Origin of the sequence: Micromonospora sp. WMMB482 (assembly GCF_019038635.1) — a bacterium.
Lineage (GTDB): Bacteria > Actinomycetota > Actinomycetes > Mycobacteriales > Micromonosporaceae > Micromonospora > Micromonospora marina.
On the sequence record NZ_JAHOPD010000020.1, the window covers coordinates 4,412,951 to 4,428,045 of the forward strand.

Annotated in this window: 13 protein-coding genes and 1 riboswitch; of the genes, 9 read left to right on the plus strand and 4 right to left on the minus strand. The window is 73.3% G+C overall.

The window, feature by feature from the left end; translation table 11 throughout:
- Positions 1-102 precede the first annotated feature (102 nt).
- The 5 genes from KSK32_RS22005 to KSK32_RS22025 all read left to right on the plus strand — a co-directional run bounded on the left by KSK32_RS22005 (position 103) and on the right by KSK32_RS22025 (position 5,288).
- Entirely contained in the window at positions 103-1,320 is a 1,218-nt protein-coding gene (locus KSK32_RS22005; protein WP_216932904.1) for an acyltransferase, read from the plus strand.
- An 80-nt stretch (positions 1,321-1,400) separates the two neighbouring features.
- Positions 1,401-1,745, plus strand: coding sequence for a hypothetical protein (locus tag KSK32_RS22010; protein WP_216932905.1), 345 nt, complete (start codon positions 1,401-1,403; stop codon positions 1,743-1,745).
- Positions 1,746-1,884: 139 nt separating this feature from the next.
- Entirely contained in the window at positions 1,885-2,649 is a 765-nt protein-coding gene (locus KSK32_RS22015) for a hypothetical protein (RefSeq protein ID WP_216932906.1), read from the plus strand.
- Positions 2,650-2,958: 309 nt separating this feature from the next.
- A riboswitch (cyclic di-AMP (ydaO/yuaA leader) is annotated at positions 2,959-3,100 on the plus strand.
- A gap of 190 nt (positions 3,101-3,290) precedes the next feature.
- Positions 3,291-4,151 (plus strand): C39 family peptidase, encoded by an 861-nt coding sequence (locus KSK32_RS22020; RefSeq protein WP_216932907.1) that lies wholly within the window; start codon positions 3,291-3,293, stop codon positions 4,149-4,151.
- Positions 4,152-4,541: 390 nt separating this feature from the next.
- Complete coding sequence (locus KSK32_RS22025; RefSeq protein WP_216932908.1) at positions 4,542-5,288, plus strand: alpha/beta fold hydrolase; 747 nt, start codon at positions 4,542-4,544, stop codon at positions 5,286-5,288.
- Positions 5,289-5,333: 45 nt separating this feature from the next.
- On the opposite strand, the gene KSK32_RS22030 is transcribed toward KSK32_RS22025, so the two are convergent.
- From KSK32_RS22030 to KSK32_RS22045, 4 genes are all read right to left on the minus strand, one after another.
- A complete protein-coding gene (locus tag KSK32_RS22030) occupies positions 5,334-7,010 on the minus strand; it encodes a CDP-glycerol glycerophosphotransferase family protein (RefSeq protein WP_216932909.1) in 1,677 nt (558 codons plus the stop codon).
- Positions 7,011-7,029: 19 nt separating this feature from the next.
- Positions 7,030-8,532, minus strand: coding sequence for a bifunctional cytidylyltransferase/SDR family oxidoreductase (locus KSK32_RS22035; protein ID WP_216932910.1), 1,503 nt, complete (start codon positions 8,530-8,532; stop codon positions 7,030-7,032).
- A 104-nt stretch (positions 8,533-8,636) separates the two neighbouring features.
- Positions 8,637-9,437, minus strand: a complete 801-nt coding sequence (locus KSK32_RS22040; protein WP_216932911.1) for an ABC transporter ATP-binding protein — start codon at positions 9,435-9,437, stop codon at positions 8,637-8,639.
- A complete protein-coding gene (locus tag KSK32_RS22045) occupies positions 9,430-10,332 on the minus strand; it encodes an ABC transporter permease (protein ID WP_216932912.1) in 903 nt (300 codons plus the stop codon). The genes KSK32_RS22040 and KSK32_RS22045 overlap by 8 nt, the downstream gene beginning before the upstream one ends.
- 155 nt (positions 10,333-10,487) lie before the next feature.
- Between KSK32_RS22045 and KSK32_RS22050 the strand changes: the two genes are divergently transcribed.
- The 4 genes from KSK32_RS22050 to KSK32_RS22065 all read left to right on the plus strand — a co-directional run bounded on the left by KSK32_RS22050 (position 10,488) and on the right by KSK32_RS22065 (position 15,088).
- Positions 10,488-11,120 carry a TetR/AcrR family transcriptional regulator gene (locus KSK32_RS22050; protein ID WP_216932913.1) on the plus strand — a complete coding sequence of 211 codons (633 nt, stop codon included), beginning with the start codon at positions 10,488-10,490 and terminating at the stop codon, positions 11,118-11,120.
- A gap of 151 nt (positions 11,121-11,271) precedes the next feature.
- Entirely contained in the window at positions 11,272-12,381 is a 1,110-nt protein-coding gene (locus KSK32_RS22055) for a DegT/DnrJ/EryC1/StrS aminotransferase family protein (protein WP_216932914.1), read from the plus strand.
- Positions 12,378-13,409, plus strand: a complete 1,032-nt coding sequence (locus tag KSK32_RS22060; protein ID WP_091423607.1) for a Gfo/Idh/MocA family protein — start codon at positions 12,378-12,380, stop codon at positions 13,407-13,409. The genes KSK32_RS22055 and KSK32_RS22060 overlap by 4 nt, the downstream gene beginning before the upstream one ends.
- Entirely contained in the window at positions 13,406-15,088 is a 1,683-nt protein-coding gene (locus KSK32_RS22065) for a glycosyl transferase family 1 (RefSeq protein WP_216932915.1), read from the plus strand. The genes KSK32_RS22060 and KSK32_RS22065 overlap by 4 nt, the downstream gene beginning before the upstream one ends.
- Positions 15,089-15,095 lie beyond the last annotated feature (7 nt).

The following is a 15,095-nucleotide window of genomic DNA, read 5'->3' on the forward strand; positions in this document are numbered from 1 at the left end:
GCCCGCGCGTGCAGAACGGAAATCCTATCCGCCGCCCCGGCGGAGCCGAGCGGACGTCGGCTCGCCGGGAACGTCCCTGTTCCCCGGGGTAGGGTGCCCGGAATGACCAGCGCGCCGACCGTCACCCGTGCCCCGCGACTGCCGTCGCTGACCGGATTGCGGTGGGTCGCCGCGCTGCTGGTCTTCGCCTTCCACGCCGGCACCATGGGGATCGTCGCCGAGCCGCACCTGAAGAAGGTGGTGGACAAGGCGTTCAGCCTGGGCCTGTCCGGCGTCGAGTTCTTCTTCGTCCTCAGCGGGTTCGTGCTGGTCTGGTCGTACCGGGACGGGGAGCGCGCGTGGACGTTCCTGCGCCGCCGGTTCGCCAAGATCTACCCGAACCACGTGGTGACGTTCGTCGCGGCGCTGGCGGTCGCGGCCTGGTTCGCCGACCCGGTCGTGCCGTGGGCCGCGATCGCCAACTTCTTCCTGGTCCAGGCGTGGATCCCGCTGGGCGGCTACTTCTACAGCGTCAACAACGTGAGCTGGTCGCTCTCCTGCGAGCTGGCCTTCTACCTGTGCCTGCCGCTCGTGGTGCCGTGGCTGCGCCGGGCCCGTACCGGCGTGCTGCGCACCGTGCTGGTCGCGGCGCCGCTGCTCATCCTGGCGCTGTGGCCCGGCCAGCACCTGGTGCCGGAGGAGCAGCGGTGGTGGTTCACCCAGATCTTCCCGGTGACCCGGTCGCTGGAGTTCTGGATGGGCGTGGCCGCCGCCGAGCTGATGCGCCGGAACCGCTGGCGCGGGCCGAACCTCGCCGCCGCCACCGGGATCTTCGTCGCCACCTGGGTGATCGCCGCGCTGTGGATCCCGGCCGAGTTCTGGGCGGCCCTGCTCGCTGTCGGGTACCTGCTGGTCATCGCCGCCGCGGCGGACGCCGACGTGCGCGGCCGCCCGACTCCCTGGCGGTCCCGGGCGATGGTCTGGCTCGGTGAGGTCTCGTTCGCCTTCTATCTGGTGCACGTGCTGGTCATGGTGACCGTGCTGCGGCTCACCGGGTACTGGGGGACCGGGCTGCCCGGCTGGCGCGGCCCGGTCGCCGTGCTCGGCTTCCTGGTGGTCACGCTCGCGCTGGCCGCCGCGCTGCACCGCTGGGTGGAGGTGCCGATGATGCGCCTGCTCGGCCCGTCCCGCCGGGCCCGCGCTGGGTCGCGCGCGCCGGCGGTGCCGGCTCCGCGCGGGCCCGCCGAGGCTGCCGCCACCGGGGCCACCGTCGGCGGCGCGACGTCCGTCACCGGCCCGGCCGAGGGCATCGAGTACGCCGGGCGGCGTCGCCCGGACTGACACGCGCCACCGCCTGCCGGTCGATCCGCGACACGCCGTGCGGCGGTGTGTTCGTGGGGGATCGGCGGTAGTTTGTACCCGTGCTTCCGATCGCGCTCACCTGCCCCGTGTGGTGGGTGGCGCGCTGGACCGCCCGGATGTTCGCCAGTCTCGCCGTGGTCGTCGCCTGTTCGTTCGGCGCCGCCACGCTGCCGGCCGGCGTCGCCGCTGCCGCCCCGGCTCCGGCGGTCGCCGCGTCGGCGTACCCCGTCGCAGGCGCCTCGACCGCCGCGCGGCCGGAGGCCGACCGCGTCGCCGAGCGGCACGCCGGCCCCGCCGGGGCGCCGGCACCCGCGCCCCGGGTGGCCGTCCCGGCCGTCGCGGAGCCGGTCCCGGCCGGCTGGGCCGCCGCACCGGCCGGCCCGCGGGCCCCGCCCATCCGCTGACCGGCCCACGGGCCGCGCCCGTTCATCGCACCCACCGCACGTCATCCCCGCACCCGCCCTCGGCGGCCCGTTCCCACAGGCCCGCCCCGGCGAGGTCGTGCGGGCCCTCCCGCCAGGTCCTTCCCGTGAGGTGCCGACCATGTCGCAGACCGCTCTGTACCACTTCCTCATCTCCGTGCCCGAGGCCGCCGCCATCTGGTCCTTCCTGCTGCTGCTCGCCCTCGGCCTGCTCGCCGCGCTCGTCGCCCGTCCCGAACGCGACCCCGCGCCGGAGGGCGCCCCCGAGCCGGCCGACCCCGACGCCGCCCGCCGCGACGACCTGATCCGGTACGCCGAGGAGGTGGCGGTAGCAGCCGCCGGGGCCACCCAGACGGCCCGTCGCCGCCGCGAGCGGTGGCTGGCCGCGCAGGACGAGGCGGATCGGGCCTGGACCGCGTACGACGAGGCGGACGCCGCGGCCCGCCGCCTGGGCGGGGCCGCCGCGCTGGCCGCCCCGCGCACGCCACGCACCCCTGCGGAGTACGCGGCCCGGGAACGCTGGCTGCACCACGCCGCCATGACGGCGCACTGGCGGGACGACCTGACCGCCCGTCAGCTCGCCGACGTGCTGGCGCGCCGCAACGGGTGGGATCCGCGCCGGCACCCGGCCGAGCAGGAGATCATCCTGGCCCGCACCGTCAGGGACGGGCGCCGCGCCGGATGGGAGATCGCTGACGCGCGGGAACGGGCGGCCTGGCGGGACGTGGAACTGGCCGCCGAAGCGGCCCGGACGCTCGCCGCCGAGGCGTACGCGGCCGCGGTGGCGCTGCGGCCCGCCCCGGCGTGCGCGAGCGCGACGACGCGCCCTCTGCCGGTGCCCGCGTCGGTCCGCAACGCCCGGTGGCGCCCGGCCCGGGTGGGCTGAGACGGCCGTCTCGGCCGAATCGTTACCCGGAATGTGGTGAGCCCGGTCACCCGCGTTACCGAAACGGGCGCCGTGCGCAGAACGGGGCATCGAGTCGCGCAATCGCCGGCCCGGTGGTCGCCGTCTGTCCGCTTTCCGCCGCGCGGTGCCGTCGAAACTGCTTGTCCCATTGAGCGAAGTGAGTAACCGGGTGTTCGAAAATCCGTTACCGCGGATCACGTTTACGCAGGTGGGACCGCTTGGCATCGGACATACCCGCCGGTAGTGTCGGCGCGGTCCGATGCGGTAATCGATCGCCGACGGCGGCGCCGCACCGACCCGCCTAATCGTGTTCCACGAACCGGGGACCCATGAGCACCATCGGGGTGAATCCGCGAGCCACGGCCCGCGGTAGGGCGTACTTCCCGCCCGAATCCGTCAGCTAACCCGGTCGGCGGCCACGGAAGGAGTACCCCTCGTGCCCATCCCTCGATCGTCCCCCCGCCTCCACGGCGACGCGGTGCCCGCGCTGGCCTGACGCGCGACCGGCAAACCGCCCCCCGGGCGCCCGGCATCACGGGCGTTCCCGATCCCCCGGCCATCCGGCCCTTCAGCACGTGTGAGTTCCTCCGCGTGCCGGGCCGGCCTGCGCCGCACGCCCCGTGGAGGATTTCGTGAAGCACCACCTGAAGCGTCAGCTGCGACGGATCGTCACCGAACGCCCGTACCGGATCATCGCCGGATCGGCCGCCGCGCTCGTGCTGGCCGCCGGCGCCGGCGCCGGCACCGTCGCCACCGCCGGTGACGACGCCCCGGTCCAGGAGAACACCGCAGCGGTCGCCGATCTCGGCGCCGCCCGCCTCGGCGAGCAGCCCGCCAGCCGCAGCGAGGCCCGGATCGCCGTGCCGCAGGCGTCGCCGAGCGCCTCCGCCGCGCCCAGCGCGTCGCCGAGCGCCTCGCCGTCCGCGAAGGCGGCGGCAGACCCGGACACCACTCCCAAGGCCAAGCCGAAGCCGCCGTCGAGCAAGTCGCTCGACTACGACTACCAGGCGCAGATCAACTACTTCTACTGCGGCCCGGCCGCCGTGCGCAACGCGCTCAGCGCCGCCGGCATCGAGCGCAGCCAGGACGCGCTCGCCGGCCCTCTCGGCACCACCGAGATGGGCACCAACTCGGCCGAGGACACCACCCGGGTGCTCAACCAGCAGGTCAAGGGCAACCCGTACCGGACTCGGATGATTCCCGGCTCGGCCACCCCGGCCCAGATGGACCGCCTCCAGGCCGACGTGGTCGAGGCGATCAACGACGGCCGCGGGGTCGTCGCGAACGTCGCCGGTACCGCCACCGACACCAACGGCGGCTGGCACTCGTTCCCGGGCGGCCACTACGTCGCGGTGGTCGGCTACAAGGACGACGGCCGGACCGTACGGATCGCCGACTCGGCCGACCCGTCGCTGCCGTCGTACTGGGTCACCACGATCGACCTGGCGCACTGGATCGCCAGCCGCGGCTACTCCGCCTGACCGTCCCGCACGCTCCGAAGGCCGGCACTCCACCCCGGGGTGCCGGCCTTCAGGCTGCCCTCACGCGCCCTTGGCGCGCGATCTTGGACTTGTGGCGCCCAGCATGTCCGGCCCGCCCGATGTGGGAGGTGCCACAGCCCCAAGATCGCAGAGGTTCGGGGCGGCGCGGGCGCGCGAGGTGGGATCGGTGGAGATCTTGGTAGGAAAGGGCCCCTATGGGGGCCGTTTGGTACCAAGATCTCTCGGAGCCGGGAGTCCTTGACAACCCCACTCACAGATCGACGGGGAGGGCGGAGTGTGGGCGGCCGGAGCCGGGGCGAGGGGGGCGTCAGGGGGTGGGGCGGGGGTTTGGTCTCGCGTGGGCGGGGCGGGCGGTGGCAGACTGCGCCAATGGGCGATGCGACGGGGAAGCGGCACCTGATTCTCCTGCACGGCATGGGCGCCACCGGCGAGGTGTGGCTGCCCTGGGCGCCGCTGCTGGAGCGCCGCTGGCCCGGCCGCTGGCTCGCCCCCGACCTCGCGGGTCACGGCTGGTCGCCACCGCTGCCCGGCTACTCGTTCGAAGCCCTGGCCCAGCGCGTGGCCGACGGGCTCGGCCCGGTCCGGCTCGGCCCCGACGACCGGCTGGTGCTGCTCGGGCACTCGCTCGGCGGGGTGGTAGCACTGGCGCTCGCGGCCCGGCAGCGGGGACTTCCGGTCGACGCGGTGGTCGGGCTCGGCATCAAGGCGGTCTGGTCCCCGGCCGAACTGGCGAAGTCGCAGGAGCTGGCGGCCCGTCCGGTCACCTGGTTCACCACCCGGGACGAGGCGGCCCGCCGCTACCTGCGGGTGTCCGGGCTCGCCGGGCTGTTCGCCCCGGACCACCCGGTGGTGGAGGCGGGGCTGCGACGGGAGGACGGCCGCTGGCGGCTCGCCATGGACCCGGCCGCGTTCGCGGTCGGGGAGCCCCGGCTGCCGGTGCTGCTGGCCGCCACCGACGTGCCGGTGCTGCTGGCCCGGGGCGAGCTGGACCCGATGGTGACCGACGCGCAGCTCAAGGAACTGGGCGTGCCGGTGGCCACGCTGCCCGGGCTGGGCCACAACGCGCACGTCGAGGACCCGGAGGCGGTACTCGCTCTGCTCGACCCGTACCTCTGAGCGGCCGGGCCGACCGCGACGGCCGGACGACCGGCCGCCGCCGTGTCAGCCGGCTGCGCGCGGCGCCGGGACCGCCCAGTCGGGCTCCAGCTCGTGGCGGGCGGCGGTGAGGAACGCCTCGGCGTACCCGTCGGCGGGGAAATCGCCCAGGTAGCGGGTCCGGGCCGCCCAGCGTTGCGCCGCCTTCGGGTCGGCGTCGAGCAGTTCCGTGAGCACCTCGTCCACGTTGGACATGTCACGCCGCAGCACGTAGCCGGACGCCGCGAGCGGGAACCGCTCGACGAAGTGCGCGCCGTCGGCGCCGGTGTCGGTGACCGCGTACGGCTTGCCGGAGTAGAGCCAGTCGGAGATGACCCCTGACACGTCGGAGACCAGCGCGTCGGCGCGGTTGACGCACTCGGTGAGCGTCAGCTCGCGGCTCGCGGCGGCGCCGAACAGGTGCGGCCGGCCGGTCTTCGCCCGGTCGGTGGCGAGCAGTTCGGTGAGCCGGGCGAGCTGGCGGGCCGAGGCCGGGTTCTTGTCGGTGTACGGGTGGGCGCGCAGGATCACCGCGGCCCCCCTGTCGATCAGCCGGCGGATCAGCGTCTCGGCCACCGGCAGCGAGCAGTAGTTCGCGTCGGCGTGGTGCCCGGTCCAGGTCGGGGTGTAGAGGACCGTGGGGTGCGCCGGCGGGGTGACCGGCTCCCGGCGTACCTCGATGGCCTCGACCTGGGGACGGCCGACCACGACGAACTTGTCGGCGGGGATCTCCACGCCGGCGCGGGCGTACCTGTCGATCGCCGCCTGCCCGGCCACGAAGATCTTGTCGAAGATGGCCGAGACCGGGTTGGCGCTCGGGGCCTTGTCGCTGTCGCCGTGGTGCAACTGCACGTGGGTGAGCTGGTTGAACCGGATCACGTGGGCGTTCTTCGCACCGTGGTTGACGTAGAACGCCACCCGCAGGCTCGGCACCAGCGCCTCGTCGAGCGCCTTCAGCGTGGGGCAGAGGACCACCGGGGCGCGGGTGGCGGCGGCCACCGCCGGCAGGAACTCCGGCTCGCGCAGCACCACCACGAACGGGCGGCCGATCCGTTCCAGGTACGGCAGCCACATGGTGACCTGGTACTCCGAGCCGGGCGGCGCGGAGAAGTGCAGCACGAACTCGGGCTGGTGGCGGCGCAGTGCCCGGCCGACCGGTCCACCTCCGGCGGGCGGCCGGAACCGGCGCCGGGCGAGGTCCAGCGCGACCGCACCGCAGCCGGCGCCGACGAGCAGCGCGGCGGCGAGCGCCGCCCAGGCGGGCAGTGCCAGGGCGGCGGCGAGCGCCACCACGGCGAGCAGCACCAGCAGCGCGTCGCCGAGCCGGGCGGCGACCACAGGTGTCCACGTACGGACCGGGAGGTTCGCCGCCCGGATCTCCAGCGCGCCGGCCTGCCGTAGCGGGCCGACCAGCAGCACCAGGCCGAGCAGGACCAGCGCGGTGGCGGCCAGCGCCGGGTCGAAGCCGTCGTCGAGGCGCCGCGCGTAGCCGACCAGGATGCCGGCGGCGACGAGCACCGTCTCGGCGAGGCCGTCGGCCGACGGCCGGACCCGGCGCTCCCAGGCGGTGGCGGCGAGCGCCGCCACCGCCAGGGCCAGGCCCCAGCCGGTGGCCCCGGTGAGCGCCACGACGAGGAAGGCCAGCACCGCCAGCCCGGTGGTCAGCACCCGGGCGAGCAGCTTGCGGACCAGGTCACCACGCATCTGGTACGTCCCGTCGGGTTCAGGCGTCGGTGGACAGCTCGGACCGGTCCGGGCCCGGCTGGGCCGGTACGGCGGCCACCTGCTCGCCGGGGGACCGGCGCACGTCGACCACCTGGCCGGTCAGATCGGAGATCAGCACGTCCAGGGACGCCTGCGCGACCGCCTCGGAGGAGAGCAGCGTGTGCTCCGGCTCCTCGCCGAACGCCCGCGTCCGCATCGGGGTGGCGGTGCGTTCCGGGTTGACGCAGTTGACGCGTACGCCGAACTCGGCCCACTCGTCGGCGAGCGCCTGGGTCAGGTTGACCAGCGCGGCCTTGGTGGCCGAGTAGAGCGCGTAGCGGGCCCGGCCCCGGGTGTAGGAGCTGGACGTGTAGAGCAGCAGCTGACCCTTGGTCTGCTGGAGGTACGGCAGGGACTGGCGCGCGATGGTGACCGGGCCGACGAAGTTGACGTGCAGGAGACGGTCCATCGTCTCGGAGTCCATCTCGGCCAGCGCGCCCTTCTCCAGGATGCCGGCGGTGACCACCACGTGGTCGATCCGGCCGGTGGCCTCGAACGCGGTCTTCAGCGCGGCGGTCACGTCCTCGGACCGCTCGACGTGCGTGCCGGTGGTGGAGCGGCTGAACGGGAAGACCTGGGCGCCGTAGCCGCGGGCCAGCTCGGCCAGGTCGTGGCCGATGCCGTAGCTGCCGCCGAAGACCACGATGGTCCGGCCGGTCAGCTCCTCGGCGTAGCTGCGGTGGTCGGTGAGGCGGGGCGCCTGGGCGGCGGCGAGCTGGAACAGCTTGTCGGCCAGGTGCACGTCGACCGGGTGGGTGACCTTGATGTTCTCATCCGAGCCGTCGATCACCTTGATCGGCGTGCCGGGCAGGTAGCGCAGCACCACGCCGCAGTCGTCGGTGGCGGCGAAGTCGGGGTCGCCCTCGGCCCGGCGGTACGCCTCGCGGATGGTGCCGGAGCGGAACGCCTGCGGGGTCTGGCCGCGGCGCAGCCGGGACCGGACCGGGATGTCGGTGATGCAGTCGTCCGCGTCCACCTGGATGATCGTGTCGGCGGACGGGATGGCCACGTCGACAGCCGAGTACGTCCAGAGCGCGTTCACGCACTCGCGCACGATCCGGGCGCTGACCAGCGGGCGGACCGCGTCGTGGAAGAGGATGTTGACGTCGCCCTCGCCGACCGCGTCGAGCGCGATCCGGGTGGTGTCGTTGCGGGTCTCGCCGCCCTCGATCACCTTGGTGACCTTGCGGAAGCCGGCGTCGGCGACGATGCGCTGCGCGTCCGGCACGTGCCCGGTGGCCATCAGCACGATGATCTCGTCGATCTCCGGCGCGGTCTCGAAGACGGCCAGGGTGTGCTCGATGATCGGCTTACCGGCGATCTTGAGGAGCTGCTTCGGGATGCCCAGTCCGAGGCGCGTGCCGGTCCCCCCGGCGAGGATCACGGCCACCGTACGCGCGGGGCGCCAGGGTGCCGGGCTCGCCGGCGCGGCGTCCGGTGCGGTGGTGTGGTCCTGCGTCATTGCCGTACCTCACTCTGGGTGAAAGGGGATGGGTCCGAAAACCTTAACGCGTACGCCGGAGCGCACCGCTCCGGGCGGAACCCGGTGCGGTGCGCTCCGGGGCGCTACTTCTGGTTCTCGTAGGCGTCGCAGACCTCCTTGGTGGGGCCGTCCATCTTCAGGACGCCGCTCTCCAGCCAGATGGTCCGCTCGCAGGTGTCCCGGATCGAGCCGATCGAGTGGCTGACCAGGAAGACGGTGCCGGCGCTGTCGCGCAGCTCGCGGACCCGCTGCTCGCTGCGGGCGCGGAACTTGCGGTCGCCGGTGGCCAGGGCCTCGTCGATGAGCAGCACGTCGTGCTTCTTCGCCGAGGAGATCGCGAAGCGCAGCCGCGCGCCCATGCCGGAGGAGTAGGTGCGCATCGGCAGCGAGGCGAAGTCGCCGCGCTCGTTGATCCCGGAGAACTCGATGATCTCCGGGGCGATCCGCTTGACCTCCTCCGGCGGCATGCCCATGGCGAGGCAGCCGAGCACCACGTTGCGCTCGCCGGACAGGTCGTTGAGCAGCGCGGCGTTCACGCCGAGCAGCGACGGCTGGCCCTGGGTGTAGACGGCGCCGCGGGCCGGCGGGAGCAGCCCGGCGATGGCCCGCAGCAGTGTGGACTTGCCGGAGCCGTTGCTGCCGATCAGGCCGATCGCCTCACCCTCGTACGCGGTGAAGCTGACGCCCTTGACCGCGTGCACCTCGCGGATGTTCGGCGCCTTGGTGCGGGAGACGATCCGCTTGAGCGCGGAGACCGCGCTGGTGCCGCCGCTCGCGCCCTTGTGGATCCGGTAGATCACGTGCACGTCGTCCACCACCACGGTGGGGACGCGGCCCGAGTCGGTCACCGGGCCGGCGTTCAGCGGCAGGGTCTGCTCAGCCACGGCCGTACTCCTTCTCTCCGCGCCAGAAGTAGACGAATCCGCCGACGCCCATCACGATCGCCCAGAGCAGGCCCATCACCCACAGCTTCAGCGGGGAGCTGATCAGGTTCGCCTGGTGCGAGTCGAGCAGCGCGTAGCGGGCCAGCTCGATGAAGACCAGCGGTGGGTTCCACTCCAGGATGTTCGCCGCCCAGCTCGGCAGGTGCTCGCGGATGAGCGCCACCGGGTAGAGCACGCCGGAGGCGTACAGCCAGGTGCGCATCACGAACGGCATGACCTGCTTGAGGTCGGCGGCCTTGGAGCCGAGGCGGGCCATGACCATGCTCAGCCCGACGTTGAAGATCGTCTGGAGCAGCAGCATCGGGACGATCAGGACCCAGCGCAGGGTGATCGGCTCGCCGGTGATCAGCACGATGGCGGCCAGGACCACCATCGACATGAGCAGCTGCTGGAGCTGGACCAGCGTGACGGTGATCGGCAGCGCGGCCCGGGGGAACTGGAGCGCCCGGATCAGGCCCAGGTTGCCGGTGATCGCGCTCACGCCGTTCGTCGCCGCCGTCTGCGTGAAGATGAAGACGAAGACGCCGGTGCACAGGTACGCGATGAAGTTCGGCACGTGCCGGCTCTGGGCCAGGATCAGGCCGAAGATCAGGAAGTAGACGGCCGCGTTGGTGAGCGGTGTCAGCACCTGCCAGAGCTGGCCGAGCTGGGTGTTGCTCAGCGAGGAGGCGACCTTCGCCCGGGAGTACGCGGTCATGAAGTGCCGGTACGCCCACAACCGGCGGGCGTACTCGCCCAGAGCCGGTCGTTCCCCGGCCACCCGTAGCCCGTACCGCTGGGCCAGTTGGGCCCTGGTCAGTCCGGATTCGGGGTCGGCCACCGCGGTGTTGGCCATGTTCAGGCGCTCCGATCTTTCGTGCTGATGGGGAGCAGTGCGGTGAATGAGATCCAGCGTGGCCGGGCGGGGAGGAGCCCCCTCGCTGCTGCATGGAAGGTAGTCCACCGAACGTCGGGACGCAACCGTACCGTCGTTGCGCTACATTGTTCCACGTGACGACCGAGAAGAGGCGTGCCCCGGCCGGCGCGGCGGTGCTGCGCGGGGAGATCACCAGTGCCATCCGCGCCGCCGTGATGCAGGAACTGGCCGAGGTGGGCTACGGTCGCCTCTCCATCGAGGCGGTGGCCCGCCGGGCCGGTGTGAGCAAGACCGCCATCTACCGCCGCTGGCGTTCCAAGCTCGACCTGGTGCTGGACATGGTCTCGGCGGTGGCGGGGCGCAACATCCCGCTGCTGGACACCGGCAGCCTCCTCGGCGACCTGGAGATCCTGCTGCACGTGATGGCGCGTGCGTTGCGTCACCGGCTGGCCGCGCAGATCATCCCGGACCTGCTGGCCGAGGCGGCCCGCAACCCGCAGATCGCGGAGAAGCTACAGGCCGCCCTGGACGACTACCAGCAGGCCGTGGGCCGCATCCTGATCGGCCGGGCGGTCGAGCGCGGTGAGTTGTCCCCGGACACCGACCGGCGCGCCGCCGTCGATCTCATCGTCGGCCCGGTCTACTGGCGGATGGCGATCGCCCGGGCCCCGCTGGAGCCCACCGAGGTGCCCCGGATGGCGGCCGCTATCGTCGCCGCGCTGCGGGTAGCATGCGTGGGGCCTGTACGCGACGAGGTGGAAGTCTGAACCCCGGGCCGCCCCCGGAGGGCCGTCGTCGATCATGAACAGAAGGTCACAGCCGGTCGGACAATCAGTGCAACCCGCTGTTTCTCCCGACAGACCGGTACCATCCCCCGAAATGTCTCCCATGAACCACGCGTCGACAGGAGGAAGCCCCATGGCCGGGCCGCATCCAGAGTTCATTCCCCCCGCACGGCCGATCATCGGCGAGGCCGAGATCGAGGCGGCCGTCCGGGTGCTGCGGAGCGGCCGGGTCGTGCAGGGCCCCGAGGTCGCCGCGTTCGAGGAGGAGTTCGGCGACCTCGTCGGCGGCCGGCACTGCGTCGCTGTCAACTCCGGCACCTCCGCGCTCCAGCTGACGCTGATGGCGCTCGGCTTCGGCCCGGGCGACGAGATCATCGTCCCGTCCTTCTCCTTCGCCGCGAGCGCGAACGCGGTCCGGCTGGTCGGCGCCGAGCCGGTCTTCGTGGACATCGAGCCGGGCAGCTTCTGCGTCGACCCGGCGGCCGTCGCCGCCGCCGTCACGCCGAAGACCGTCGCGATCATGCCGGTGCACCTCTACGGCCACCCGGCCGCGATGGACCGGATCATGGCGATCGCGCAGCAGCACGGCCTGGCCGTGGTCGAGGACGCCGCGCAGGCCCACGGCGCGTCCCTGCACGGCACCCCGGTCGGCGCGTTCGGCACCGCCGGCTGCTTCAGCTTCTACCCCACGAAGAACATGCACGCCCTGGAGGGCGGCATGATCAGCACCGCCGACGCCGAGCTGGCCCGGACCCTGCGGCTGCTGCGCAACCAGGGCATGGAGCAGCGGTACGCCAACGAGATCGTCGGCGCCAACATGCGGATGACCGACGTGGCCGCCGCGATCGGCCGGGTGCAGCTCACCCAGCTCGGCGAGTGGACCGAGCAGCGCCGCGCCAACGCCAAGTACCTCGACTCGAAGATCACCGGCATGGTCACGCCGCCGGTCGCGGACGCCGCCCGCCACGTCTACCACCAGTACACGGTGCGCGTGACCGGCGACCGGGACGCCGCCATGGCGCGCCTCACCGAGCTGGGCATCGGCAACGCGGTCTACTACCCGACCCCGATCCACCGGCTCAAGCCGTACCTGACGCAGGACGGCAAGCCCGGCCCGTGGGACCTGCCGGAGACCGAGCGGGCCGCCGCCGAGGTGGTCTCGCTGCCGGTGCACCCGTCGCTGAGCCCCGCCGACCTGGAGCGGATCGCCGAGGGCGCGAACCTCGCGGGCGGTGCCCGATGAGTGACGGCGGACGGAAGCTGCGGGCCGGTCTGATCGGCCTCGGCGCGATGGGCCGCAACCACGCCCGCGTGCTGTCCAACCTGGACGGCGTCGAGCTGGTCGGCGTGGTCGACCCGGCCGGCGACGTGACCGGCACACTGCGCGCGCCCGTCGTACCCGAGCTGAGCGACCTGCTCGCCCTCGGCGTCGACTACGCGGTGGTGGCCTGCCCGACGGCACTGCACGAGCCGATCGGCATGGAGCTGGCCGCGAACGGCGTCTGCGCGCTCATCGAGAAGCCGCTCGCCCAGTCCGTCGACGCGGCCACCCGGCTGGTCGAGGCGTTCGAGAACGCCGGCCTGGTCGCCGGCGTCGGGCACATCGAGCGCTACAACCCGGCGCTGCAGAGCCTGCGTACCCGCCTGGAGGCGGGCGAGCTGGGCGAGGTGTTCCAGGTCGTGACCCGGCGCCAGGGCCCGTTCCCGCACCGGATCGCCGACGTCGGCGTGGTGATGGACCTGGCCACCCACGACATCGACCTGACCGCCTGGGTGACCGGCCAGCAGTACAGCTCGGTCGCCGCCCGCACGGTCTCGCGCAGCGGCCGGCTGCACGAGGACATGGTCGCCGTGGTCGGCCAGCTCGCCGACGGCACGATGGTCAATCACCTGGTGAACTGGCTCAGCCCGCTCAAGGAGCGGTCGACGGTCGTCACCGGTGACAAGGGCTGCTTCGTGGCCGACACGCTCACCGCCGACCTGACGTTCTACGCCAACGCCGCCATCGACACCGAGTGGGAGGCGCTGCGCGCGTTCCGCGGCGTCGCCGAGGGCGACATGGTCCGTTACGCCATCCCGAAGCGGGAGCCGCTGCTGGTCGAGCACGAGCGCTTCCGGGACGCGGTGGAGGGCAAGCAGAGCGACATCGTCACGCTGCGGCAGGGTCTGCGTACCGTGCAGGTCGCCGCCGCCCTGCTGGAGTCGTCCGCCGACGGCAAGGTCGTGTCCGTCGCGGCCAGCGGCAGCGACGCGGAGCCGGCCCTGCGATGAGCCCGGCGCCGGTGCGGCGGACGGTCTCCGCGGTACGGCGGCGGATCCCCCGGCGGCGGCGCGTCGCGCTCCGCCGGGCCGCCGCCGGCGCGCGGCCCTGGCAGACCCCTTCGGTACGCGAACTGTGTGAACTTTCCGCCGGCACGCCGCTGCTGGTGCACGCCGGCGGGATCACCGGCGACCGGGCGCTGGACGGCGTGCTGCGCGCACTCGACCGGCTGCCCGAGTTCCACCTGGCTCTGGTCTGCGACGAGGCGGAGCGGGCGTCGGCCCAGGACCTGGTCCGCCGCGCCGGCAAGGCGCGCCGCCGGGTCCACGTGGTGCCGCGTCCGCGTACGGTGACGGCCGCGTTCGTCGCCCCGGCGGACGTGGCGGTGTTCGGGTTCGACCCCGACGCCGGTCTCGACCTGCTGGACACCTTCCTCGCCGCCGGGCTGCGGGTGGTCGCCGCCGACAGTCGGGTGGCGCGCGAGCACCTGGCGCGGCACGGCGGCGGCGACTTCTTCGCGCCCGGCTCGCTGCCCTCGTTCACGAAGGCGGTGGAACGGGCCCGGCAGCGCGGCGGCGACGAGGCCCCGCCGGACCAGGAGCCGCCGGTCGCGCCGATCGAGGCCGGCCGGCCCGGCCCCTGGCGTCCGCTCGGCGCCGGACCGATCCGGCTGGGGCTGGGCACGGCGAACTACGCCGGGCAGCTCTCCGCCCTGGCGGTGGCGATCACCACCGCCCGCGCCGACGTCGGCGTGGAGCTGGTGATGGCCAAGCCACCCGCCACCTACCGCTACCCGGCCGACAGCTACCTGAACCACCCCGGCGAACACCGCCTCGACGTGCAGATCGCGCGGGCCGAGCGGGTGCTCGGCTGGTACACCCACCTGATCGTGGACGCGTTCCGTCCGGTGCTCGGCCGCGCCAACGGCGACGACATCGCCGCGGACCTGCCCGCGCTGCGCCGGGCCCGGCTGAAGGTCGCGCTGCTGGCGCACGGCAGCGAGATCCGCCATCCGGGCGCGCACCTGGAGCGGCATGCCGAGTCCGCGTTCCGGGACGCCCCGGAGGATCTGATCGGGCAGCTCACCACCGTGGCCGAGCGGAACCGGCGCACCGCCGAGGAGAGCGGACTGCCGTTCTTCGTGACCACGCCCGACCTGCTGGACGACGTGCCGTTCGCCACCTGGGCGCCGCTGATCGTCGACGTGGACGCCTGGGCCTGCGACCGCCCCGTGCTGGAACGCGCGCGGCCGGTGGTGCTGCACGCGCCGTCGAAGCGGTGGACCAAGGGCACCGACCGGCTCCTGCCCCGGTTGCAGGAGCTGCACGATCGACGGATCATCGAACTGCGCCTGGTGGAAGGGCTGCCGCACCACGAGATGCGGCGTCAGGTGCAGGAGTGCGACATCGTGGTCGACCAGCTGGTGATGGGCAGCTACGGCACCTTCTCCTGCGAGGGGATGGCCGCCGGCCGGGTCGTGGTGGCATACCTGAGCGAGGGCCCGCACCGGGCCGCCGGAGTCCGGCCGCCGATCGCCGACGCCACCCCCGGCACGCTCGTCAAGGCCATCGAGTCGCTGCTCGACGACAGGTCCGCCGCGGCCGCCCTGGCCGCGGAGGGCACCCGCTACGTCCGTGACCACCACGACGGGCGACGCACCGCCGAGGTCTTCGACGCCTTCCTCCGGTGACACGCCC

Bases quoted from the DNA above. Each gene is read 5' to 3' on its own strand.
- KSK32_RS22005 (WP_216932904.1), top strand. From the start codon at position 103: ATGACCAGCGCGCCGACCGTCACCCGTGCCCCGCGACTGCCGTCGCTG.
- KSK32_RS22015 (WP_216932906.1), top strand. From the start codon at position 1,885: ATGTCGCAGACCGCTCTGTACCACTTCCTCATCTCCGTGCCCGAGGCC.
- KSK32_RS22025 (WP_216932908.1), top strand. From the start codon at position 4,542: ATGGGCGATGCGACGGGGAAGCGGCACCTGATTCTCCTGCACGGCATG.
- KSK32_RS22030 (WP_216932909.1), bottom strand. From the start codon at position 7,010: ATGCGTGGTGACCTGGTCCGCAAGCTGCTCGCCCGGGTGCTGACCACC.
- KSK32_RS22035 (WP_216932910.1), bottom strand. From the start codon at position 8,532: ATGACGCAGGACCACACCACCGCACCGGACGCCGCGCCGGCGAGCCCG.
- KSK32_RS22045 (WP_216932912.1), bottom strand. From the start codon at position 10,332: ATGGCCAACACCGCGGTGGCCGACCCCGAATCCGGACTGACCAGGGCC.
- KSK32_RS22055 (WP_216932914.1), top strand. From the start codon at position 11,272: ATGGCCGGGCCGCATCCAGAGTTCATTCCCCCCGCACGGCCGATCATC.
- KSK32_RS22060 (WP_091423607.1), top strand. From the start codon at position 12,378: ATGAGTGACGGCGGACGGAAGCTGCGGGCCGGTCTGATCGGCCTCGGC.
- KSK32_RS22065 (WP_216932915.1), top strand. From the start codon at position 13,406: ATGAGCCCGGCGCCGGTGCGGCGGACGGTCTCCGCGGTACGGCGGCGG.